The following is a 21469-nucleotide window of genomic DNA, read 5'->3' on the forward strand; positions in this document are numbered from 1 at the left end:
CAAATGACCAGTTAATTTTTGCTGATTGTTTTCAAAGCCGGACTTTCAAAATTCAACTTTTTTAATCCATTTTGTACATCCGGGCTACTCATGAATAATTTCCACAATAATCCTGTCCGGTAGTTTTCAATCATCACAATTATTGGTCCCTGATCAATTGCTAAATGTGATTTTGCATACCAGTTTTGCGATTCGTTAAAGGCATCTGTAAATCCATATTCGCTCCAAATTTTATCTCCCAAATCATCGTAGAAATGTCTCAGCGCTTTCATTGATTGTTGAGGCGCATACGGAAAAGAGGATAATGCAGCGGTCGGTGTTATGGTACCAAAATCATTGGTCGGAGAAAATGCATTGTATCCATCAAAGGTATCGCTTGCTGTTAATCCCCAGCTATTTTCACCATAACCTTTAAATTTTCCAGGATTGGCAACACAATGTTTGTAGTTAATCATCGTGTGATTCACATTTTGCTCCCAGTAGTCAGCATACTGATCTTTCAGTTTGCGTGGGTCTAATCCTAAAAATGAATAATGTGCAAAAAATAAAGGACCGCCAAAATCAAAACCTAATGGAAGTTTGACACCATAAAACTCTTTTCCATTTTTAAAATGATCACTTTGTGCCCAGCATTTATTGTAAACCTGTGCCGTGATTGGATATCGGGGTGACGACGCTGCCATGATGTAAGTGATCAGCGTTTCATTATAACCGCGCAATTCAAAATTCATTGCCCAGCCATTGTTCGGGCTCCAATGCCAGAAAAGCTGATCCGGATTTCCTCTGGTATACCAATCCCATTCTGCCTCTTCCCAAATCCAGGTAATCCGGTTTCTTAAATCCCTTTCGGTATCATTTTCTCCTTTAAAATACTGTTTTGCACAAATCAATCCCTGAAACAAAAAAGAAGATTCTACCAGATCTCCACCATCATCTTTTCGTCCGAACGGAATAATCTTACCAGTTCCTCCATTTAGCCAATGTGGAAAAATACCGTGATAATGATCCGCTTTGGAAAGGAATTTCACCATTTTTAAAAGTCTTTTTGAAACTGAATCTCTCGGAACCCAGCCGCGTTCTGCTGCTACGATCATCGCCATAATACCAAATCCGGTTCCGCCGGTTGTAACAACTTCATCGCCATAATCAAAGGCGACGTTGCTTCTTTCTCTGGCCATACCACTTACCGGATGTCCAAATTCCCAGAAATACCGGAATGTTTGTTTTTGTACCAATTCAAGTAAGGCCGTATCGGATAAATTTTTAGGACGATTTACGGGATTAAAGGTTAGTGGAGCAACGGCAGATTTTTTCTTTTGACCGATGCTGTTCTGCGAAATAAGCAGACCGCATATCAGGCTTAGTGATAAGAGTATTGATTTCATATTTATAAAATTCTTTATGTTGAGGTAGTGAATTATTCGTCTTATCTATTTTCTATTCAATTATAAATTCGGACTTTGAAAGCCCAGATTTTTCATTCCTGTTTTAATTTCCGGTGAACTCATAAACAGTTTCCATGGCAAGCCGCTACGATAATTTTCTATCATGATAATGATCGGTCCCTGGTCAATGGCCAGATAAGACGTTGCGTACCAGTTTGTATGTAAAGAAAACGCATCATAAAATCCATAATCTCCCCAAAGCCTGTCACCCAGCTTATAATAGAAAAACTTTAAGGCTTTCATCGATTCTGTGGGTGTATATGGAAATGCTGATATAGCCGCGGTAGGAGCGATCACGCCTTTGTCGCTGGTCGGAGAATTGGCATTGTAGCCATCTGGAATATCACTGGCTGTTAATCCCCAACAGAGTTCGCTGTATCCGTTATATTTTAATGGATTGGTCTTGCAGTAATTATAATTGATTAAGGTATGGTTCTGATTTTGAGTTAAATAATTTGTGTATTTGTCGGTAAGATTGGTTGGATTTATACCAAGAAACGAATATTGGGAGAAAAATAACGGACCTCCATAGGCAACTCCCAATGGCAGATTTATTCCATAATAACTGTTGCCGTTTTTGAAAGAACCGTTTCCGGTCCAGCCGTTATCATAAACAATATTGGGGATTGCATGCGTAGGCGAGGAGGCGGCTAACGCATAGGTGATCAGACATTCATTCCAGCCTTTAATCGGCAAATTCATATCCCAGTTGTAATTTGGGCTCCAATGCCAATACAATACGTTTTCATTATTATTTCTGAACCAATCCCATTCTACGGCATACCAGATTGTATTGATGTCATTTCTTAGCGCAGTTTCATTGGCATCATTCCCATCGAAATATTGTCGTGCTGTCAACAGACCCTGGATCAAATATGAAGTTTCAACCAGATCTGCGCCGTCATCTTTTGCACTAAACGGAACCACTACTCCGGTCGCACCATTCAACCAATGTGGAAATGCACCGTGAAATTTTTGTGCGTTGGTTTTCAAAAAGGCGACGATTTTCTGCATTCTTTCCAGGCCTTGCGCCCGGGTTATAAATTCCCTTTCAATAGCAATCGGAATTGTCATAATGCCAAAACCGCTTCCGCCAGAGGTAACCACATCACCGGAAGTATTTCTTTCTCTGGCCAAACCGCTAACCGGATGTCCAAAATCCCAGAAGTATTTGAAGGTCTGCTTTTGTACTAAAGTCAAAAGGGCATCGTCTGATATAATCGGGAATTTGTCAGTCGAGTCAATTGCAAAAGTTGCCGGTTTAATCGTTTCCGGTGGTTTAACATCATCACTTTTACACCCAGATGCAAAAACAATAAGAAGCAGAAAGAATATTTGAAACCAATTTTTCACTGTGTTGCTTTTGTTAGGCTGGGAGAGATGTATCCCTTAGGATAAAAAAACACCGGCCGAATTTTACAATCAGATTTCTGAGTATTATCGACCGGTGTTTGTTGTAGGATTTTATTTAATTAGTATCCGGCATTCTGGGTTAAAACGCCGCCGCTCAAATCAATTTCTGTCTGAGGAATTGGCCATACTTCATTTTTACCTGCAATCCATCCTTTTGGTCCGAAAACTGCTGTTCCTCTTCCCTGGCGGATCACATCAAAATAGCGGTCAAATTCCATCGCCAATTCAACCTGACGTTCGTGCCAGATGGCAGTTCTCAAAGCAACTTGCTCTGTGGTAGTAACTTTTGGAAGAATGGTTGTACTTGCACCTCTTGCTCTTGCACGAACAATTTCCAAAGAAGCCAATGCTTCCGTTGTTTTCCCCAATTCGTTGGCAGCTTCTGCATTCATCAGCAAAACATCTGAATAACGAATCACACGTACATTCTGCTGAGCCCCTTCATTAAATCCTGAAACATAAAGGCTGAAAGGCACATATGATTTCTGGTTATACATTGGATTGTCGCCAACCGTTGGAATGAAATCACCTTCCGGCGTTGTTTCACCACGGAAAATAATTGTCGCGTCTCTTCTTGGATCTCCCGTTTCGAACGCATCAGCTAATTCCTTGGTTGGAACGTTAAAGCCCCAGCCACCGCCAACAACACCTCTCACACCCTGAACTTGTGAATATTGAGAATTGGACGCATCAGCATTTTCAAGTACCAAAGCATTTTGTATTTCAAAAATGGATTCGGTCGAGTTTTCATTAGCAATTCTGAATAATTGTTCAAAATTTGAAACCAGTTTATATTGACCCAAACCGATAACCTGCGTAGTCAGATCATATACTTGCTGCCATTTTTTCTCATACATTGATACTTTCGCATGTAGAGACAAGGCCGCGCCTTTTGTAACACGACCCAAATCCGCAGCTCCATAACTGGTTGGTAATACAGCTTCTGCTTCTGTTAAATCCTTTTCAATCGCTGTATAGATTTCAGCTTTTGCAGTTCTTGGAATGTTATATTCTTCCGTTCCGGCAGGTACTTTTAATCTTAAAGGAACATCACCAAAAGCGCGAACCAGGCGGAAATACGAATAAGCACGGATGAATTTTGCTTCTGCCAGATATCTTTCTTTTAAAGCAGCAGTCATTTCGATAGCAGGAATATTATCTAAAACCTGGTTGGCATAGTTAATATTTTTGTATTGAGCAGACCAGAAAGCACCAAGCTGACCATCCGTAGAACCCACGGAAAAATTGTCGTATGTGTTCAAAAAAGTAGCGTCTGAGGCAGAACTTCCTTTTTCTGTTTCGTCAGAACCTAAACTTTCAACCGCAATCGCGCCAAAAGCTGTATTGTCAAAACTGCGCAAATTCGCATACATGGCATTGACAGCTTTGGTTGCATCGCTTTCATTTACCCAGAAAACGTCACCAGCCTGCTTGCCTTGCGGATCGGTATCCAGGAAACTGTCCTGACATGCAACCGGGAAAAGCAACATGGAAGCAAGTCCGGCATAAAGCCCGATCCGTTTAAAATTTGTTTTAAAATCTATATTGTTCATAGTCGTGATGATCTTAGAAAGTAATATTTAAACCAAAGTTGTAAGTTGCAGACAACGGATAAACGTTGGCATCAATTCCAGCCGTTGTTGGTTTATTGTCGGTTGCTCTAACTTCCGGCGAAAGTCCTTTGTATTTGAAAAAGTTAAGTGCATTCTGCGCATTGGCATATACTCTCAGTTTTTTCAGTTTCAGACGATCCGTGATTTTCGTTGGTAAAGTAAACCCTAGCTGTGCATTTCTAACCCGGAAATAACTTCCGCTTTGTACAAAGAATGAGTTTGGAAGATAATTGCTGCCACCTCCGATATTTGCAGACGGATACGTATTTGAAGTTCCTTCTCCATGCCAGCGGTTTTCAAAGAAATCTTTGGTGACATTTTCATTTCCATAACGCCAGCCCAGGTTTGCATTGTAAATGTCGATTTTAGCAACACCCTGGAAATCCAATGTCAAATCAAGCCATTTGTAGTTCCAGGTAGTATTGATACCGTATGTATATTTTGGATTCGGATTACCAATAACTTGTCTGTCCAAACCGGTAATGTTGCCATCCGGTGTTCCGTTTGATCCGCTGATGTCACGGTATTTGAAATCACCTGGTTTTGCAGTTTTTTGTGCAGAAGCATCAATTTCAGCCTGGTTTTGGAAAATTCCGTCTACAATATATCCGTAGAAAGAACCGATAGGATCACCAACACGGGTTCTTGTAGCAAGTGCGCCACCTGTAAGTCCTACACCACCCGCATAAATCGGGTTGGCACCTGTTGATACAGACAAAACTTTGTTGGTATTCATGCTACCGTTAACACCGATGCTGTATGACAGATCTTTGCCAATTTCATCTCTCCAGCTGATCGATGCTTCAAATCCTTTATTTTGGAAATCAGCCTGGTTTCCTAATATACTACCAGATTGAGTACCGATAGAAGCTAGAACAGGAATATCAAAAATGGCTCTCTCTGTTTTTTTAGTATAATAATCTAATTCAACTGAAAGACGGTTTTTCATCATCGATGCTTCCAAACCGATATCTGTACCTACTCCGCGTTCCCAGTAAGTAACTGGGGGGATTATAGAATTGATACTAGCCCCCGTGTTCACAGTACTACCATAAATGGCAGCCAAAGATCCACCGGTTGCCACCGTTAAAGTTGAAAGGTTCGAAGGAACAGAAGCATTTCCGATTTTACCCCAGCTTCCGCGAAGTTTCAGGTTATCAAATACTTTCTGGTTTTGTAAAAATGGCTCATTGCTAATTACCCAGCCTGCACCAACCGATGGGAAATAACCCCAGGCATTTCCGCCTTGATAGAATTTGGAAGAACCATCCGCTCTTAACGAAGCATTGATCAAATAACGATCAGAAAAGGAATAATTAACACGACCGAAGTAAGATGAGTAAGTCGCCAAATCACCTTCGTCCGTTACACTTCTAGTATCAGCGTCCCCCAAAGCAAGATATAAGTCACCTTCACTTTTATAGGGAACATCGCGTGCAGTAGCAGTAAGCTGATAGGATTGATCGTGCTGCGCTGATTGTCCAAGAAGTGCAGTAAAACTGTGTTTGCCAATTTCTTTGGTGTAGGTCAGCGTATTTTCAAAAATCCAGTACCGAGCCTGCGGACGAACAAATTTCAGTAAACTGTTAGTATTACGTTGAGCTAAGGTCGCCGCATAAACTGGTGTATAAGTACGTGTTTCATCCTGTCCATAACGTCCACCCAAACTTGTACGGAATGTGAAGTTTTTCAAAAATGACAACTCAGCATATGCGTTTGCTGTCAGCAAAGTTTTTTTCGTAACCTGGTTGAAAACGTCAACTGTTACCTGTGGGTTGAAATTTACAGCATCACCCAGAAGTAATTTTGAAGGATCACCATAACTTCCATCCGCATTATAAACCGGCACTACCGGAGCAGCTGCATATAATTGACGGAAAATTCCACCACCTGCCACCCCTGGCTCGTCGTTTGATTTACTGAATGCACCTGTTGCTGTATAACCAACTTTCAGATTTTTAGAGATCTGGAAATCGTTTTGAAAACGGGCCGTATAACGTTTGAAATTGTTCCTGTCAACAATACCATCTTGTTTCAGATAACCCAGTGACAAACCGTAAGTTGATTTTTCACCGCCGCCACTGACAGAAATCTGATGATTTGTAATGAATGCATCGCGAAGAATTTGTTTGTACCAATCCGTTCCTTCACCATACTGAGAAGGATCCAGAAGTTGTTTTCCTCCGTTGATAGCGCTCAGTTCATTAGTCACAGTTGCGTATTGATTGGCATTGGCCATTTTAATCTGGTTGGTCACTTTCTGAACACCCACATAGCCATTATAATCAACGATCGCTTTTCCTGATTTTCCTTTTTTGGTTGTGATCAAAACAACACCGTTTGCTGCACGAACACCATATATTGATTGGCTTGAAGCATCTTTCAGGATGTTCATGCTTTCAATATCGTTGGAATTCAAGAAGCTGATATCATCAAACCAAACTCCGTCCACAACATAAAGCGGGTTGGGGCTACCATAAGCAGTACCTACACCACGAATACGAATTTGCGGAGCTTCACCCGGTTTTCCTGAGTTGTTGATTTGAACACCAGCAACTTTTCCTTGTAAACCACTGACAGGGTTAATAGAAGATTGTTTTGAGATTTCACTTCCTTTGATTGAAATTACGGAACCAGTAATATCCAGTTTCTTTTGTGTTCCATAACCTACAATCACTACCTCATTCAACGCTTTTGCATCTTCCTGAAGTGCGATATTAATTACTGAATTTGAACCTACGGGAATTTCCTGTGGTGTCATCCCGATCATGGAAACAACCAGGATTGAACTTGTAGACGGAACGTTGATGGTATAATTTCCTTCATTATCTGTTGGAGCACCCGTAGTGGTACCCTTAATCAGAATACTTGCGCCCGGAAGTGCGGAGCCGTCTGTCGCCGAAGTGACCTTACCTGTTATGTTGATTCCCTGCGCGAACGATAGTGTGGTCATGCACGCAAAAATGATCAACAAGTACAGCGATCGTACATTTGCTTTCATTGGTTTCTAGTTAGGTATTTTGAACTTTACAAAGATTAAATTGTCTTCAAAACTAAGAAGTAATAATAGCCATTGTCAAAAATACCACTACATCACAACTACATCAATAAGAATAATGCAATGAAATTTGTTATTTTAAGAAGAAAATATTGGTTTTGTCTATATGATTTAAATCTCCATCATATACTCATTAAGATTGAAATCATTCGCTAATTGAAGTTTTTTTCGTAATCTGTACCGCTTGATTTCAATACCACGAAGGGAAATTCCAAGTACAGGAGCCATTTCTTTGCTGGAAAGATTCATTCTTAAACATGCAGCAAGGCGCAATTCGGAAGGTGAAATTTCAGGACAGGTTTTCTTCAAACGTTTGAAAAATTCATCATGAACTTCATTGAAGTTCTCTTCAAACAACACCCAGTCGTCTTTTCCGGCAACGTTTCTTTCAATACTGTGCAGTAATTTTTGATAATGAATGTTTGGTAATTGCTGGCCGAGTTCCTGTTTTACCTGTTGCAGTTCGTCCCGTATTTCCTGTAAGATTTCATTTTTGCGGACAACATTTATCGCGACATTACTTAGCTGCTGACTTTTGTTTTTGATTTCACTTTGAAGATTTTCGTTTCTGATTTCGATGATTCTTCTTTCATTAATTAATATTTGCTGACGGAGTTTATCTTCCTGTTCTTCCAATAATTTTTTCCGGTGTGAGATCAGTCTTTTCTCCTGATAAAACATAATTCCTGTAAGCGCTGCTGCTGCCATTAATACAAATAACAATTTTGCCCAAACGGTTTCATACCAATAAGGTTTTACAGAAAACCGGTAAACTGTAATTTGGTCATTTAAATTACTTTTAACCTCGAAAGTATAATCTTTGGATTCAAGGTTTGTATACTCTACGTAGCTCTGCTCAGTCCATTCCGACCATTGTTCAGAAAGTCCTTTTAAACGATATTTATATTGCAGATTCCGGCCAAACTCGGGCAACGCATACATGATGCGAATGGACCGGACATCTTTGGGCAAAGTTGTAGTGATTTTCGTGTCAAATGTTTCTGAGAGGTTTCTCAGGTTAACGACTTTGCGGATTAGGGGAGACGTGGTAATTGTTAAAGGTTTCTCTGATAAAGTCCGGTCATACAGTGCATAACCGTTATCCAGGCCGAAAAAGTAATATTGGTCGGACAATGGAATAATGGTCTCATTATTTCTCAAAAGAGATAAATCCAGCAAGCGGGTACCATTTTTATTTGTGATGAGAATTTTATTCAAATAAACCTTGAACCAATCTCCATCGATTCCTGTCCGTATTTTAAAAGCATAACCATCGCTGATTTTCAGATTCAGATAAGGCATTAATTTATTTTCATCATTTGGCTGGAAAAAACCGTTTCCTGAATGAACAAGGATATTTGGTTGCCAGGGCGTGATTTCAATAGCAAATTCGCTTGGGATATCAATGGGAGATTTATATTCCTGCCATACTTTTGCAGAATCCATATTTTCATTCAAAACGGTCCGGAATAGTCCCTTGTAGGCATGAGCCAGCCAAAGCGAGCCATCTTTTGTCCTGACAATTTGTTTGATCGGAATAGGCGGAATTCCCTTTACTTCAAAAGCATAAGCCCAGTTTCCATTGAGATCTTTTTTGTAAACATGTAGTCCGGTATAAGAGCCTTGCAATAAAAGTTTTTCGTTTTTTGTTTCAACCGGAAGAAAAACCCAACCGCCGGTTACAGACGAAATTCTTGTAATACCATTTTCCTCAATTCGAAAAGTCGCGTCATTATGTCCGCAAAGGAGCTGGCCATCAACTACTTTAAGAGTCCACGTTTGTCCTTCAAGTCCCGGAATGGCTCTGAAAGGTTCTGCCGACAACCATTTTTTTATAAAAACTCCATTATTGGATCCTACATAAAGATTCCCTTTCCAGATAGCCGCGGCATAAGTGGAGCCAAGCGGATTGTCATTGGTCTGATAGGAAATGATTGGAGAAGACAATTTTATGAGATCAATTCCCTGATCCATTCCGAGCCAAAGATGCTTTCGGCTATCTTCTTTTAATGCCAAAATGGTGTTATTCTGCAAGCCGTTTTCTTTCTTGAAATGATATTTCAGATTACCATTTTTATCAAGAAGATATAACCCTTTTAATATTGTTCCCAGTGCAAGGCTGCTGTCAGGATTTAAAACAAGTGCATTGTTGATAATATTCTTTTTCAGTTCTTCGGAAAGCGGAATTTTCCATTCCGTTAGTTTTTCAAAATCGTAAATGAATAAACCATGTTTTGTGGTTGTGATCAAAAGACGATTATTTGAAAAGGGTAGAATACCGGAAACGACAGCATTGGATAGAAGGGAAGTTCCCGGAAGAGGCAAAAACTTATTGTCTTTCAATTCATATAAACCTTTTGTCAGCATATGGAAAAAAAGCCGGTTACGCACATTCCGGATAAACATGAAATTGCCTGACGATTTCAGTTCTGTTATTTTTTTGCCATCATATTTATATATTCTTGCAAATGATTGAAAATAGATGGCATCTTTTGCTTTTGTGATATGCCAGATTTCTTCCGTTTTCAGACTTGTAAAATTGGCATTCTGACTTAATGAATGATAAATAAGCTGTCCTTTGGCAGTTTTTTGCCAATAACCGAATTCAGAAAATCCCCCAACATAAACGCGTGAATCTCCATTGATCAAAGTGTCGCACAAAACTGTACGAATTATTTGTCTGTTAGGCAGTTGATATAATTTCCATGCAGCCCCGTCATATTCCAGCAAACCATCCGAATTGGCAGCATATATAATGTTGTCCTTGCTCTGATCTATCGCCCAGTTCTGGTTATGGGCTTTATAAATTGTATTGGGGAAATTAATAAGCTGCGGCGTTTCCTGAGCGGTTGCCAGGAGAGGAAGTATAACAAGCAAAAATAAAAAACAGCTTTTGATACGGTTCTGGTTATTAGATTGATTGTAAAACGATATATTGAAAAAACACTCTTTTGCCTTGGAAAAAATCATTTTTAATTTGTTTTTAATCTCGTTTTATCTCATTATTAACAGTATCATACAATTCATGCATTTTAAAACCACCAACGTATATGGTAATAAAAATAGTACTTGCCTTGCTTTTACTAATTTCATCTGTTGCAATGTCTCAGGTCAAACTTACCGACGATAACAACAAAAGTGACATACGTTACAGCCTGAATCCCTCTGGTTATCATTATGTTAAATTTACGTTCACCAATCAGGTCTGGTTTAGATTGAACGATAATAATCCCGGTACGACTGTACTTTCGGATCCTGCTTCTCAAACTTTTGATATAGGTCTGCGCCGAACAAGATTGCAATTATTTGGTCAGATTACTGACAGGATATTTTTCTATACCCAGTTTGGATTGAACAATTTTAATAAGACAAATGGTTTCCCGGGATACAATACTGCCGGAACGCCGAGCAACAGAAAAGTGGCGGCTTTCTTTCATGACGCCCTTGGAGAATATGAAGTTCAGAGAAAGGGAAATAGTTTTATCCGTTTCGGAGGTGGCCTGACGATCGTGAACGGACTTTCCCGCTTTTCTCAGCCAAGTATTTCAACAATCATGACCATGGATGTTCCCATTTTTGCACAGGCAACGGCAGATCAAACGGATCAGTTTTCAAGAAAACTTGCTGTTTATAGTCGTGGACAAATTGGAAAGATAAATTACCGGATCAGTGTGGCGGATCCATTTCCTATTGAGACAAATGGCGCAGTTCCTCCTGCTTTAAATGCCAATTCGGTATTTGCCCAAAAGAAACATAAAAAACAATTTGATGGATTGTTTATCTATAACCTTTTTGATACGGAAGATAATACAACGCCAGGATACACGACCGGAACCTATCTTGGCAAACGGAAAATCCTGAATATTGAAGCTGGTTTCATCGCTCAGAAAAATGCCTTATGGCGAAAAGAAGGCGTTGATACTTTGTATAGCAATATGAATCTTTGGTCAATCGCGTCTTATCTGGATATGCCCGTAAATAAGGAAAAGGGAACTGCGGTATCTGCTTATCTGGGCTATTTTCATACAGATTATGGAAAGGGATATCTTCGGTATAATGGAAGTATGAATCCGGCAACCGGAACAACTTTACCTATAACGGGTGTAAGTGGAACACATGGAAATGCTTATCCGATGTTTGGAACCGGAAATGTGATTTATTCGCAGGCTGGCTATAAATTTAAAGATGGATTATTGGGCAGTCAGGGTACGCTGATGCCTTATGCATCTTTGCAGTATTCGGATTATGACCGGTTGTGGGATCCGGTGCTCCTTTACAATTTGGGTGTCAACTGGCTGATGAAAGGTCATAATGGCAAGCTGACGTTAAATTATGAAAACCGTCCGGTATACAAAAACAGTACGCTTTCAAATGAACTTCAAAAAGATATGAGGAAAGGATCCTGGATTCTTCAATATCAGGTTTCAATCTAATAGCTTGATTGCTTTGATTTACAAAAAATGAGGCTGCGAAATTTTGCAGCCTCATTTTTTGTGATTGATATTTTATTAGACTTAAAAAGTGAAATTTAAACGGGCGAATAATAATCTTCCGTTCATCCCAAACTGAGAAGTGTTTCTTGAATACACAAACTGATTTTGATTAGAAAGGTCGACAGTGGTTGCTGCTGCGTTGTAAAGAATTTTGCCGTTTTCAACACCGGTTGGTCTTTTTGCCGTGATTGGATTGTAATTTCTGTCGGGATAAATATCAAAAATGTTATTAGCGCCCACGACAATTTTAACAAAACTTGTAATTTGATACCCAACAGAAAGATCGGTGATTAACCGTCCGCCCCAAACCGGATGTTCAGTTTCAACGGCCAATCCATTCACAATTTTTGCTCCAATAAAACCATCACCATTTACATCAACCGTATTTGGATCAGTTACCTTTCCGAAATATGCATTTCTGATAAACAGGTCAAGTTTGTTAACTGTTAGAGAATGACTCCAGTTAAACTTCACTCTTGGAAATGCCTGCTGCAAATAGATTCTTGAAGCTTCGGAGTAATAATTGTTGATCTGGCCATTATCAGCAAGAATTTTAGAGGCTTTAATATCACCAACTTGTTTGGTTTGAGATATTGTTCCTGCCAAATCTGTTCTTAATGTTGCGCCGTTATCAAAGTTTGTTTTATGCGAAATAACAAGGTCTACGCCTTTTGATTCTGTGTTGATTGCGTTGGCAAAGAAAGTCGCAGCTGTTGCATTTGCCTGATCAAACAAGCGTTGTAATTCCAATGCAGAACCTGTTACCGTACCACTTGGCCGAGAGAATTGATCTGTTAAAATAACTCTGTCGTTGATTCGGACAAAATATCCATCAGCCGTAATTGTCAAATTGGCGCCGGGTATTTTCGCTGTAAACCCTGCACTTAAACTTTTTGATTTTTCTTGTTTCAACTGAGGAATTCCCAACAATTGCGCTGCCTGGGAAGCGTTACTAAATGTACCAACTTCAAAAGGAACTCCGCCGACAAATTGGGTTGAGGTAGAATTGAAATAGATTTGAGCAAGTGAAGGTGCACGGAAACCTGTTGAGGCTGCGGCGCGGATATTAATATTGTCCGTCAGTTTGTAACGCGTTGCCAGTTTGAAATTGGTAGTACTTCCGAAATCCGAATAATGTTCAAAACGAACAGCTCCTTCTAATAACCATCTGTCCGTAATGTCCAGTTCTGCATCAACATATCCGGCTACACTCTGACGATTTGCATCCTTTGTTTCCTGAGCATTTTCTGGTCTGAATCCAGGAAAAACCTGAGCTCCGCCGGGGCGTGCAGCTCCGAAGAAATCTGTTGGAACTACTTGTGTTGATGACGTTATGACCTGACCATTTACATCATAACGCGCCCATGAATTGTCGTCACCAGCATTAATTCTGTAAGATTCAAAACGGCCTTCCGCACCAAATGCAAGATTTAAACCAGACAGCACATCGAATTTCCGGTTAAGATCAAGATTGATTGTATTTTGTTTGAAATTTAATCCGCCGGCTTTAAAGACAGTCGGAGAGTTTTGAAGCAATGTGGTATTAACAGTATTTTCTACACCATAGTTAAATGTGTTGGAACCAAAAGTATTGCTCAGATCATAATTGAATTGGCCAAGTTTACCGCGAATACCCGCAGCAGCAGAAGCGTCAATAACGTCCGAATGAATTTCCGGAAGAAAACCATTGATGAAAAGACCTGTGTAAGTTCTTGACTGATTTGGTCTTCTGTAAAAACCGCCAGCATTCCCTTTCCTTTTTCCATAACCGCCAAAAGCATAAAATTCATGGTTTTCGTTGATAGGAATCGCCATGTTTGCAAACAGCTGAATGCTTTTTAGTTCCGACTGGCCAACACGCATATTGAAATCTTTTCTTTCCAATCCGCGGTAAGCCAGCTCATTATCAGTTACGTCGGCGCCTAGTACTTTTTGCAGATCTCCGATGGAATTTGCGGCTGCGATAGAACTTTGCGTTGCAGCATCCAGATAACTAACGCCCAAGGCTCCTTGTTTAATAGCAGCAACATTATTTACCAGTCCTCCGACATTTCCGCCGCTTTGCAAGGTTCTGTATTCAATCGCGTTGTATGCATTAAAAATATTTCCTGTGGCAAAATCGGCACGAGAAGTAGGTTTTCTGGTGAGTGCAGAGGCTGTGAAATTGATAAAACCTTTTTGTCCGAGTCTGAGACCATAATTGGCATCGACCTGAAGATTTCCTCCGTCCATTCCACCTGTGTGATCATTGGCGCCCTGGGAAAAATTTCCTGCACCATAAACCGACATATTCAATTTTCCTGTTGCTTCTTTCATTTTCACGTTGATAACACCTGCAATCGCATCTGAACCATATTGGGCAGAAGCGCCATCGCGAAGTACCTCAATCCTTTCAATGGCATAAGCCGGGATTGCATTTAAATCGGTACCAACGGAACCACGTCCGGGTGTACCATTTACGTTAACGAGCGAAGAAGTATGTCTTCTTTTTCCATTTAACAACACCAAAACCTGATCCGGACCAAGACCACGGAGTTGCGCCGGGTCAATATGATCTGTTCCGTCTGCAACCGTAGTCGTATTGGAAGTAAAAGATGGGGCAACAACGTTCAGGATTTGATTGAGATTATTTTGAGGAGCTTGTGTAGTCATCTGTTGAATGTTGATGACATCAACCGGAACCGGACTTTCTGTTTTGACACGACCACCGCCACGGGAACCCGTAACTACGACTTCATCTAAAACGGAAGAACCTTCCGCAAGAATAACATTCAGTTCTTTTTGTCCGTTAACATCTACTTTAATCGTTTGTGTTGTATAGCCAATAAAACTTACTACTACCTGATACGATCCGGAGCCTATGGACAAGTTATAATTTCCTTCCGCATCCGTTACAGTTCCATTGTTCGTTCCCTGAATTAAAATGGTAACTCCTGGCATACCTGAACCGCTTTTTTCGTCGGTCACTTTGCCTTTAATTCCCTGCGCATAAGTTGCAGCTGTAAGTAAGGTAAGGGATAATAACATTAGAATTCTTTTCATGTTCCATAATTGTTTAGTGAGTTGATAAGACTGATTAAATAAATAATTGCAATAAGAATAATATAACAATTAAAACCTAAATTATAAAATTTATAATTGTAATAATCATTTTAAACCATACAATATTTTAACGAATCAAGATTGTCTAAAAAATCGTTATGACTATGAAAACCTGATTTGGTAACCAAATTTTTCTTTGATTAGGACACTTGTAATTTTTGAAAAGGTCTTAAGCATAAAAGCCAGCCCTGAATTTCAAGGCTGGCTTTTACAGAAAAAAGGAGAATTATAAAGCTAATGCTCCATTCATAGCACGAACTGCTTCTGCGGATTTTTCATAAGCCGCTTTTTCGGCATCACTCAGGCGAAGGTTGATAATTTTCTCCCAGCCATTGCGACCCAAAACAACCGGTACGCCCATACAAATATCTTTTTGACCATATTCACCATTCAGGTAAACACCGCATGGAACAATGCGTTTCTGGTTGCGAACAATACTTTCAACCATCATCGCAGCAGCTGCACCTGGCGCATACCAGGCAGAAGTTCCGATAAGTTTAGTAAGTGTTGCACCACCAACCATGGTATCAGCAGCAATTTGTTCCAGCTTTTCAGCTGAAAGAAAACGGCTCACAGGAATTCCGTTATATGTTGCCAAACGTGTCAGTGGAATCATGGTAGTATCACCATGTCCACCGATTACCATCGCATGAATATCGCTTGGAGAAACATCCATGGCAAGGGCAAGATATGTCTTGAAACGGGCACTATCCAAAGCACCGCCCATACCGATAAGACGTTTTTTAGGAATGCCGGATTCTTTTAACGCCAGGTAAGTCATGGTATCCATAGGATTGGATACGACGATGATAATGGCCTTTGGTGAATATTTTAAAATATTTTCAGTTACAGATTTGACAATGCCCGCATTAATACCGATCAGCTCTTCACGAGTCATGCCGGGTTTGCGTGGGATACCCGAAGTGATTACCACCACGTCCGATCCTTTTGTTTTTTCATAATCATTTGTTGAACCGATTGGTTTTGTATTAAATCCAAGCAATGCTGCGGTTTGATACATATCCAACGATTTTCCTTCACTCACACCTTCTTTTATATCCAGCAACACTAATTCTTCCGCCAATTCGCGACGAATAATATTGTCTGCTGTGGTTGCACCCACAGCACCTGCGCCTACGACTGTAATCTTCATAAAAAAATATAGTTAATTGTATAAAAATTAATGTTTTGAAATATATCCTAAAAATAGGTTACTTAATTTGTTAAAACCACACCCTGTTTTAATTTTTGTAAGAAAAGTAGTTTGGTATGATCCGAAATGCAATTTTTTACGTAATTAGATAGTTATATTGGCATCACAAACCACTTTTTCTTATTTAAGAAATGAATGACGAATCGTTGATCGCGAAAATATTACGTTCCATATTTTTCAAAAAAGCAACCGGAAAGGCAGGAAGATACGCTGGTAATGCCAGTCGTCTTTTTGAATTGGCAGGTGAAGTTGTCAGTAAGTTAAAGCATGTAGGATTTAAGGGTAATCTGGCAGAATTTCAGGGTAGCGTTCAGTTGCTGGTCCGGATGGTAAAAGCTTACTCTTCGGGTGCATATAAGAATTTGCCCTGGAAAAGTCTGGTATCGATTGTTGCAGTACTCATTTATTTTGTATCGCCAATTGACCTGATTCCTGATTTTCTGCCTGTTATAGGAATTACGGATGACATTGCGCTGGTACTTTGGCTGATCAGGACTTTGGGAGAAGATATTAATAAATTCAGTGAATGGGAAAAGAATGAAAAAACAATTAATATAGGATAAAGTGTCTGAAGTTTTAGTTCTTTTCAAAATAATAAGTATTTTTGTAAACATATAATCAAAGAATAGATATGGAATCAGTAACTGTTTTAGGTGGAATTATGGGATTGGGTGGACAAGAGATCTTTTTGGTAGCTTTGTTCGTTTTGCTTTTCTTCGGTGCAAAGAAAATTCCTGAATTAATGCGTGGTTTGGGCCAGGGCATTAATGAATTCAAGAACGCGACTAAAGACGTAAAAGAGAATATTGAAAAAAGCATGGAGGATACTACTACAAAGTAGTTTTTCCATTGTATTGTGTACATAACAGAGCCGTTTAGTAAAAACTTAAATGGCTCTGATTTTTTATTTGTTACCCGCCAAAAATAATTACGTTGAAAGAGTACCCGACGCTGACCGAGATACAAAATGATTTGCGTGGAGGAGGTTTAACCTGCGTGCAGTTGGTAAATCATTATTTGGAACGGATTGAGTCCAATGCCCATTTAAATGCTTTCCTTGAAGTTTATTCGGAAGAAGCGCTCAGCTTGGCTTCTGAAATCGATATCAAGATCCGGAATGGAACTGCCGGGAAACTTGCGGGACTTGTTGTTGGATTAAAAGATGTCCTTTCTCATAAAGGACATGGCGTACAAGCCGGAAGCAAGATTTTAGATTCCTACATAGCTCCTTACAATGCTACTGCCGTGCAGCGTCTTCTGGATGAAGATGCAATTGTTATTGGCCGTCAGAATTGTGATGAATTTGCTATGGGTTCCTCCAATGAAAGCTCATACTTCGGACCTGTTTTAAATGCGGCTGATAATTCCAAAGTGCCGGGTGGTTCTTCGGGAGGTTCTGCTGTGGCGGTTCAGGCCGGACTTTGTCATGCATCTATTGGAAGTGATACGGGTGGATCAGTTCGCCAGCCTGCTGCTTTTTGTGGTGTTGTGGGGTTGAAACCGTCTTACGGGCGTGTTTCGCGTTACGGACTTATTGCTTATGCTTCATCTTTCGATTCTATCGGTCCGATCACCAAAAATATTGAAGACGCTGCCCTAATTCTGGAAGTCATGGCCGGAGGTGATGATTTTGATAGTACAGTTTCTGTAAAACCGGTGCCTTCTTATTCCAAAAATCTTGATTGGAATGGCAAAGCTAAAATCGGCTATATTCGCGATACAATTGAAAATGAATCTATTGCACCTGAAATTCGTGAACAAACATTAGAAGTTCTAAATCGTTTGCGCGCGCAGGGACACGAGGTGACTCCGGTGGAAATGCCTTTGCTGGATTATTTACTGCCAACTTATTATATTCTTACAACTGCCGAGGCAAGTTCAAATTTATCAAGATTTGATGGCGTCCGATATGGCCACAGATCCGCTGTTACAGGAGATTTGGAGGCACTTTACAAGAATTCCAGAACAGAAGGTTTTGGTGACGAAGTGAGGAGAAGAATATTATTAGGTACTTTTGTTTTGAGTGCAAATTATTATGACGCATACTATACCAAGGCGCAACGCGTTAGAAGATTGGTGCGGGAAGAAACCGAACGCTTTTTCGGGTCGTTTGATTTTCTGATTTCTCCTGTAACACCAACAACTGCGTTCACGATTGGAGAGAAAACAGAAGATCCCTTACAAATGTATCTTGCCGATATATTTACTGTACAGGCTAACGTTGTGGGAAATCCTGCGGTTTCTATTCCTAATGGCGTCGATAAAGATGGTATGCCAATCGGTATTCAGATCATGGCTCCGTTTTTTGAAGAGCAAAAGATGCTTTCATTTGCAAATCATCTTTCATTAATTTTAAAAGAAAATATTTTAGAGGCGTAATTTACCTGCGGAATACTAACTTTGTTCCGATTTGAGTCAAAAATTGAAATTAGGAAAAACCAAATTTGTATTATTTCACACCAGTGTTTAGTGTAAAATAATTGTGCCAGTAGTAGATAGTTTTTTAAAATTGATACCAATCATTCTAAAAAATTATAAATAGTATGTCATTTTTCTATAAAGTATTCATCATCAGACATTGACTATTTGATAACAGGAATTGACTAACCATCAAAAAGCATAATTAATGAGGATTTCAAAGAGAGTATTGTGGCTTGGAGCCGTGTGTGTGGGAATGTGGAATTCGCCGGTTATGGCGACAATACAACAAGAGAAATTAGGAATTATTGGTCCGGATACGCTAGGGATAGCGGCGGCAGCTGATGAAAATACTGACATTCCTATGCTTCCAACTGTGGAGGAAATTGGTTTGACACCAGCTATTCCTGAGGAACTGTTACGCGAGCGATTCGCGAAACTGGAAAAGTCAATTCCGTTGACATATCATAAGTCTTCCCACGAATTTGTGGAATACTTTATCTACAAAAAGACAAAGTTCACCATCAGCATGATGGAGAAAATGCCTCTTTACTTCCCCTTATTTGAAAAAACACTTGCAAAATACGGGCTTCCTACTGAGCTGAAATATTTGTCAATGATTGAGTCAGGACTGAATCCAACTGCACTTTCACGGGTAAGAGCAGGTGGATTGTGGCAATTTATGCCTGCAACCGGCCGCGAGTTCGGATTGTACCAGGACAGTTATATCGATGAACGTTTTGAGCCTGTGAAAGCAACAGAAGCCGCATGTCGTTATCTGAAACAGCTATATAATATTTTCGGAGATTGGGAATTGGCCCTGGCTTCTTATAACACTGGTCCAGGAAATGTGAAACGTGCCATGCGCCGTTCCCACGGAACTACTTTCTGGGGAATTTATAATGCCTTACCAAAAGAAACAAGATCGTATGTGCCTCAGTATGTGGCTATGAACTACATGATGAATTATGGAAATGATCATGGTGTTTATGCCCAAAATCCTGAATACCAGATTCCAAATGATACCATTCATGTAAATGGTTATATCAACTTAGTGACTTTTTGCGAAACCAGCGGTATTGATTTTGAGGAATTAAATAAACTGAATCCTCAATTGACCAAGACAATATTGCCGGATCAAACGCGCGACTTTGTTTTGAAGGTTCCAAGCGTGAAATATACTTACCTGATCAGCAACAGAAATGTGATCATGGATTCGTGTACGCGCCGACTGCTTCCTTCCGGCGTATTGCTGGCCGGAATTGATAGCGCAAGAGCAGCTGCAATGGGAAAAGGAGCGTTTCCTTATGCCTTTGTGGAAAACGATCAGTATGATGACTATGGCGATGGGAGTGTTACGAAAATCAAATCGAAGAAATCTTCTCATACAGTTAAAAGAGGAGAGACTTTGCAGTCGATTTCAAGAAGATATGACGTTGCCGTTGCTGAATTGAAGCGATGGAATCATATGCGTAAAAACGCATTGAAACGCGGTCAGCGATTGGTTTTTTATAAAGATGTAAAAGTTACAGTGAAACCGGTTCTGGTTGCTTCGGCAAAACCTGAAAAAGAATTGGCTAAAATTGATACAATTGAAAAGGGATTGGTAGCGGATGCTGACGGACAGGAAGAAACGGAGGAAATTCGGCAGACAGGAACAGTTACGAAAATCCAGTCGAAAAAATCTTCGCATACCGTTAAAAGAGGAGAAACGCTTGAATCCATTTCAAGAAAATATAATGTTGAGATTGCAGAATTGAAAGCCTGGAATCACATTCGCAAAAGTGCAATCAGAGGCGGACAGAAGCTGATTGTTTATAAAGATGTAAAGGTTACCGTTCCGGCTACGATGATTGCTTCTGCAAGAAATGAGAAAGCAGAAAGATCGGAAAAAGAGGAAACCAGAAAATCAAGACATATCAAAATGCGGTACCACACAGTACAACAGGGTGATACTTTGTGGAATATCTCATTACGTTATGGTTTGCCAGTTACAGATTTGAAAAAGGCAAACAAGATCAGAGGAAATGAGATCAAGCCAGGGATGAAACTAATCGTATCGAGCTAGAAATAGCTTTATTAACGCACATACTATACATATGATTGCCTACGTTGACGGAACCGTAACTTACAAAGATCCCGCTTTTGCCGTTATTGACATCCAGGGTCTGGGTTATGAGGTTCGTATTTCTTTGCAGACCTACGCTGCTATGCCGGATGTTGGGAAGCGCTGTAAGCTGGTCACTTATCTAAATATCCGGGAAGACGCACATGTCCTTTTCGGATTCTTGGAAAATGATGAAAAAAAACTCTTTCTGGATTTGATCAGTATTTCAGGAGTGGGTCCTTCAACCGCGCTGGTTATGCTTTCTTCTCTTTCATCTTCTGAAATTCGTCAGGGTATCATTGATGAAGATTTACGTTTGATCCAGTCCATGAAAGGAATCGGATTAAAAACGGCACAAAGAGTAATATTGGAATTAGGTGATAAAATGCGCAAAGATGCGATGCTGACTACTGGTGTAAAAACGCCGGGCAGTTCAAACAATGCACTGAAAAGCGAGGCGCTGGCAGCACTGGTTACTTTGGGAATTCCAAAAGCAACGGCGGAGAAAAGCGTGGATACGATTATCAAACGGGAAGGCTATGAAATTACGGTGGAGCAGCTAATTAAACTTGCACTTCGTTAATCTGAATTTTAACATCATTTTTCG

Annotated in this window: 13 protein-coding genes; 6 read left to right on the plus strand and 7 right to left on the minus strand. The window is 40.0% G+C overall.

Translation table 11 applies throughout. From position 1 onward, the window contains the following. Window positions 1-11: 11 nt before the first annotated feature. The 5 genes from IEE83_RS31995 to IEE83_RS32015 all read right to left on the minus strand — a co-directional run bounded on the left by IEE83_RS31995 (window position 12) and on the right by IEE83_RS32015 (window position 10406). Window positions 12-1385 (minus strand): glucoamylase family protein, encoded by a 1374-nt coding sequence (locus tag IEE83_RS31995; protein ID WP_194124764.1) that lies wholly within the window; start codon window positions 1383-1385, stop codon window positions 12-14. Window positions 1386-1445: 60 nt separating this feature from the next. Further along, window positions 1446-2798 carry a glucoamylase family protein gene (locus tag IEE83_RS32000; RefSeq protein ID WP_194124765.1) on the minus strand — a complete coding sequence of 451 codons (1353 nt, stop codon included), beginning with the start codon at window positions 2796-2798 and terminating at the stop codon, window positions 1446-1448. 119 nt (window positions 2799-2917) lie between these two features. Next, window positions 2918-4411: a RagB/SusD family nutrient uptake outer membrane protein gene (locus tag IEE83_RS32005; protein ID WP_194124766.1), complete on the minus strand. Its 1494-nt coding sequence runs from the start codon at window positions 4409-4411 to the stop codon at window positions 2918-2920. 13 nt (window positions 4412-4424) lie between these two features. Next, complete coding sequence (locus IEE83_RS32010; RefSeq protein WP_194124767.1) at window positions 4425-7472, minus strand: SusC/RagA family TonB-linked outer membrane protein; 3048 nt, start codon at window positions 7470-7472, stop codon at window positions 4425-4427. A gap of 168 nt (window positions 7473-7640) precedes the next feature. Further along, the gene (locus tag IEE83_RS32015) at window positions 7641-10406 is read right to left on the minus strand and encodes a triple tyrosine motif-containing protein (protein ID WP_228102162.1); all 2766 of its coding nucleotides are present in this window, start codon (window positions 10404-10406) and stop codon (window positions 7641-7643) included. A gap of 173 nt (window positions 10407-10579) precedes the next feature. Here IEE83_RS32015 and IEE83_RS32020 point away from each other — a divergent pair, with 173 nt between their 5' ends. Then, window positions 10580-11962, plus strand: a complete 1383-nt coding sequence (locus IEE83_RS32020; protein WP_228102163.1) for a hypothetical protein — start codon at window positions 10580-10582, stop codon at window positions 11960-11962. 81 nt (window positions 11963-12043) lie between these two features. Here the strand turns inward: IEE83_RS32020 and IEE83_RS32025 are convergent, their stop codons facing one another. Continuing rightward, on the minus strand, window positions 12044-15064 hold the full coding sequence (locus tag IEE83_RS32025) for a TonB-dependent receptor (protein ID WP_194124769.1): 3021 nt from the start codon (window positions 15062-15064) through the stop codon (window positions 12044-12046). 286 nt (window positions 15065-15350) lie between these two features. Then, the gene (gene mdh, locus IEE83_RS32030; RefSeq protein WP_194124770.1) at window positions 15351-16277 is read right to left on the minus strand and encodes a malate dehydrogenase; all 927 of its coding nucleotides are present in this window, start codon (window positions 16275-16277) and stop codon (window positions 15351-15353) included. A 191-nt stretch (window positions 16278-16468) separates the two neighbouring features. Between mdh and IEE83_RS33770 the strand changes: the two genes are divergently transcribed. The 5 genes from IEE83_RS33770 to ruvA all read left to right on the plus strand — a co-directional run bounded on the left by IEE83_RS33770 (window position 16469) and on the right by ruvA (window position 21445). After that, window positions 16469-16900 (plus strand): YkvA family protein, encoded by a 432-nt coding sequence (locus IEE83_RS33770; RefSeq protein ID WP_194124771.1) that lies wholly within the window; start codon window positions 16469-16471, stop codon window positions 16898-16900. A 68-nt stretch (window positions 16901-16968) separates the two neighbouring features. Then, window positions 16969-17178 (plus strand): Sec-independent protein translocase subunit TatA/TatB, encoded by a 210-nt coding sequence (locus IEE83_RS32040; RefSeq protein WP_137338602.1) that lies wholly within the window; start codon window positions 16969-16971, stop codon window positions 17176-17178. 92 nt (window positions 17179-17270) lie between these two features. Then, the gene (gene gatA, locus IEE83_RS32045) at window positions 17271-18716 is read left to right on the plus strand and encodes an Asp-tRNA(Asn)/Glu-tRNA(Gln) amidotransferase subunit GatA (protein ID WP_194124772.1); all 1446 of its coding nucleotides are present in this window, start codon (window positions 17271-17273) and stop codon (window positions 18714-18716) included. Window positions 18717-18963: 247 nt separating this feature from the next. Then, window positions 18964-20823, plus strand: a complete 1860-nt coding sequence (locus IEE83_RS32050; protein WP_194124773.1) for a LysM peptidoglycan-binding domain-containing protein — start codon at window positions 18964-18966, stop codon at window positions 20821-20823. Window positions 20824-20854: 31 nt separating this feature from the next. Next, a complete protein-coding gene (gene ruvA, locus IEE83_RS32055) occupies window positions 20855-21445 on the plus strand; it encodes a Holliday junction branch migration protein RuvA (protein WP_194124774.1) in 591 nt (196 codons plus the stop codon). Window positions 21446-21469 lie beyond the last annotated feature (24 nt).

The sequence above is a fragment of the Dyadobacter subterraneus genome (assembly GCF_015221875.1).
Taxonomy (GTDB): domain Bacteria; phylum Bacteroidota; class Bacteroidia; order Cytophagales; family Spirosomataceae; genus Dyadobacter; species Dyadobacter subterraneus.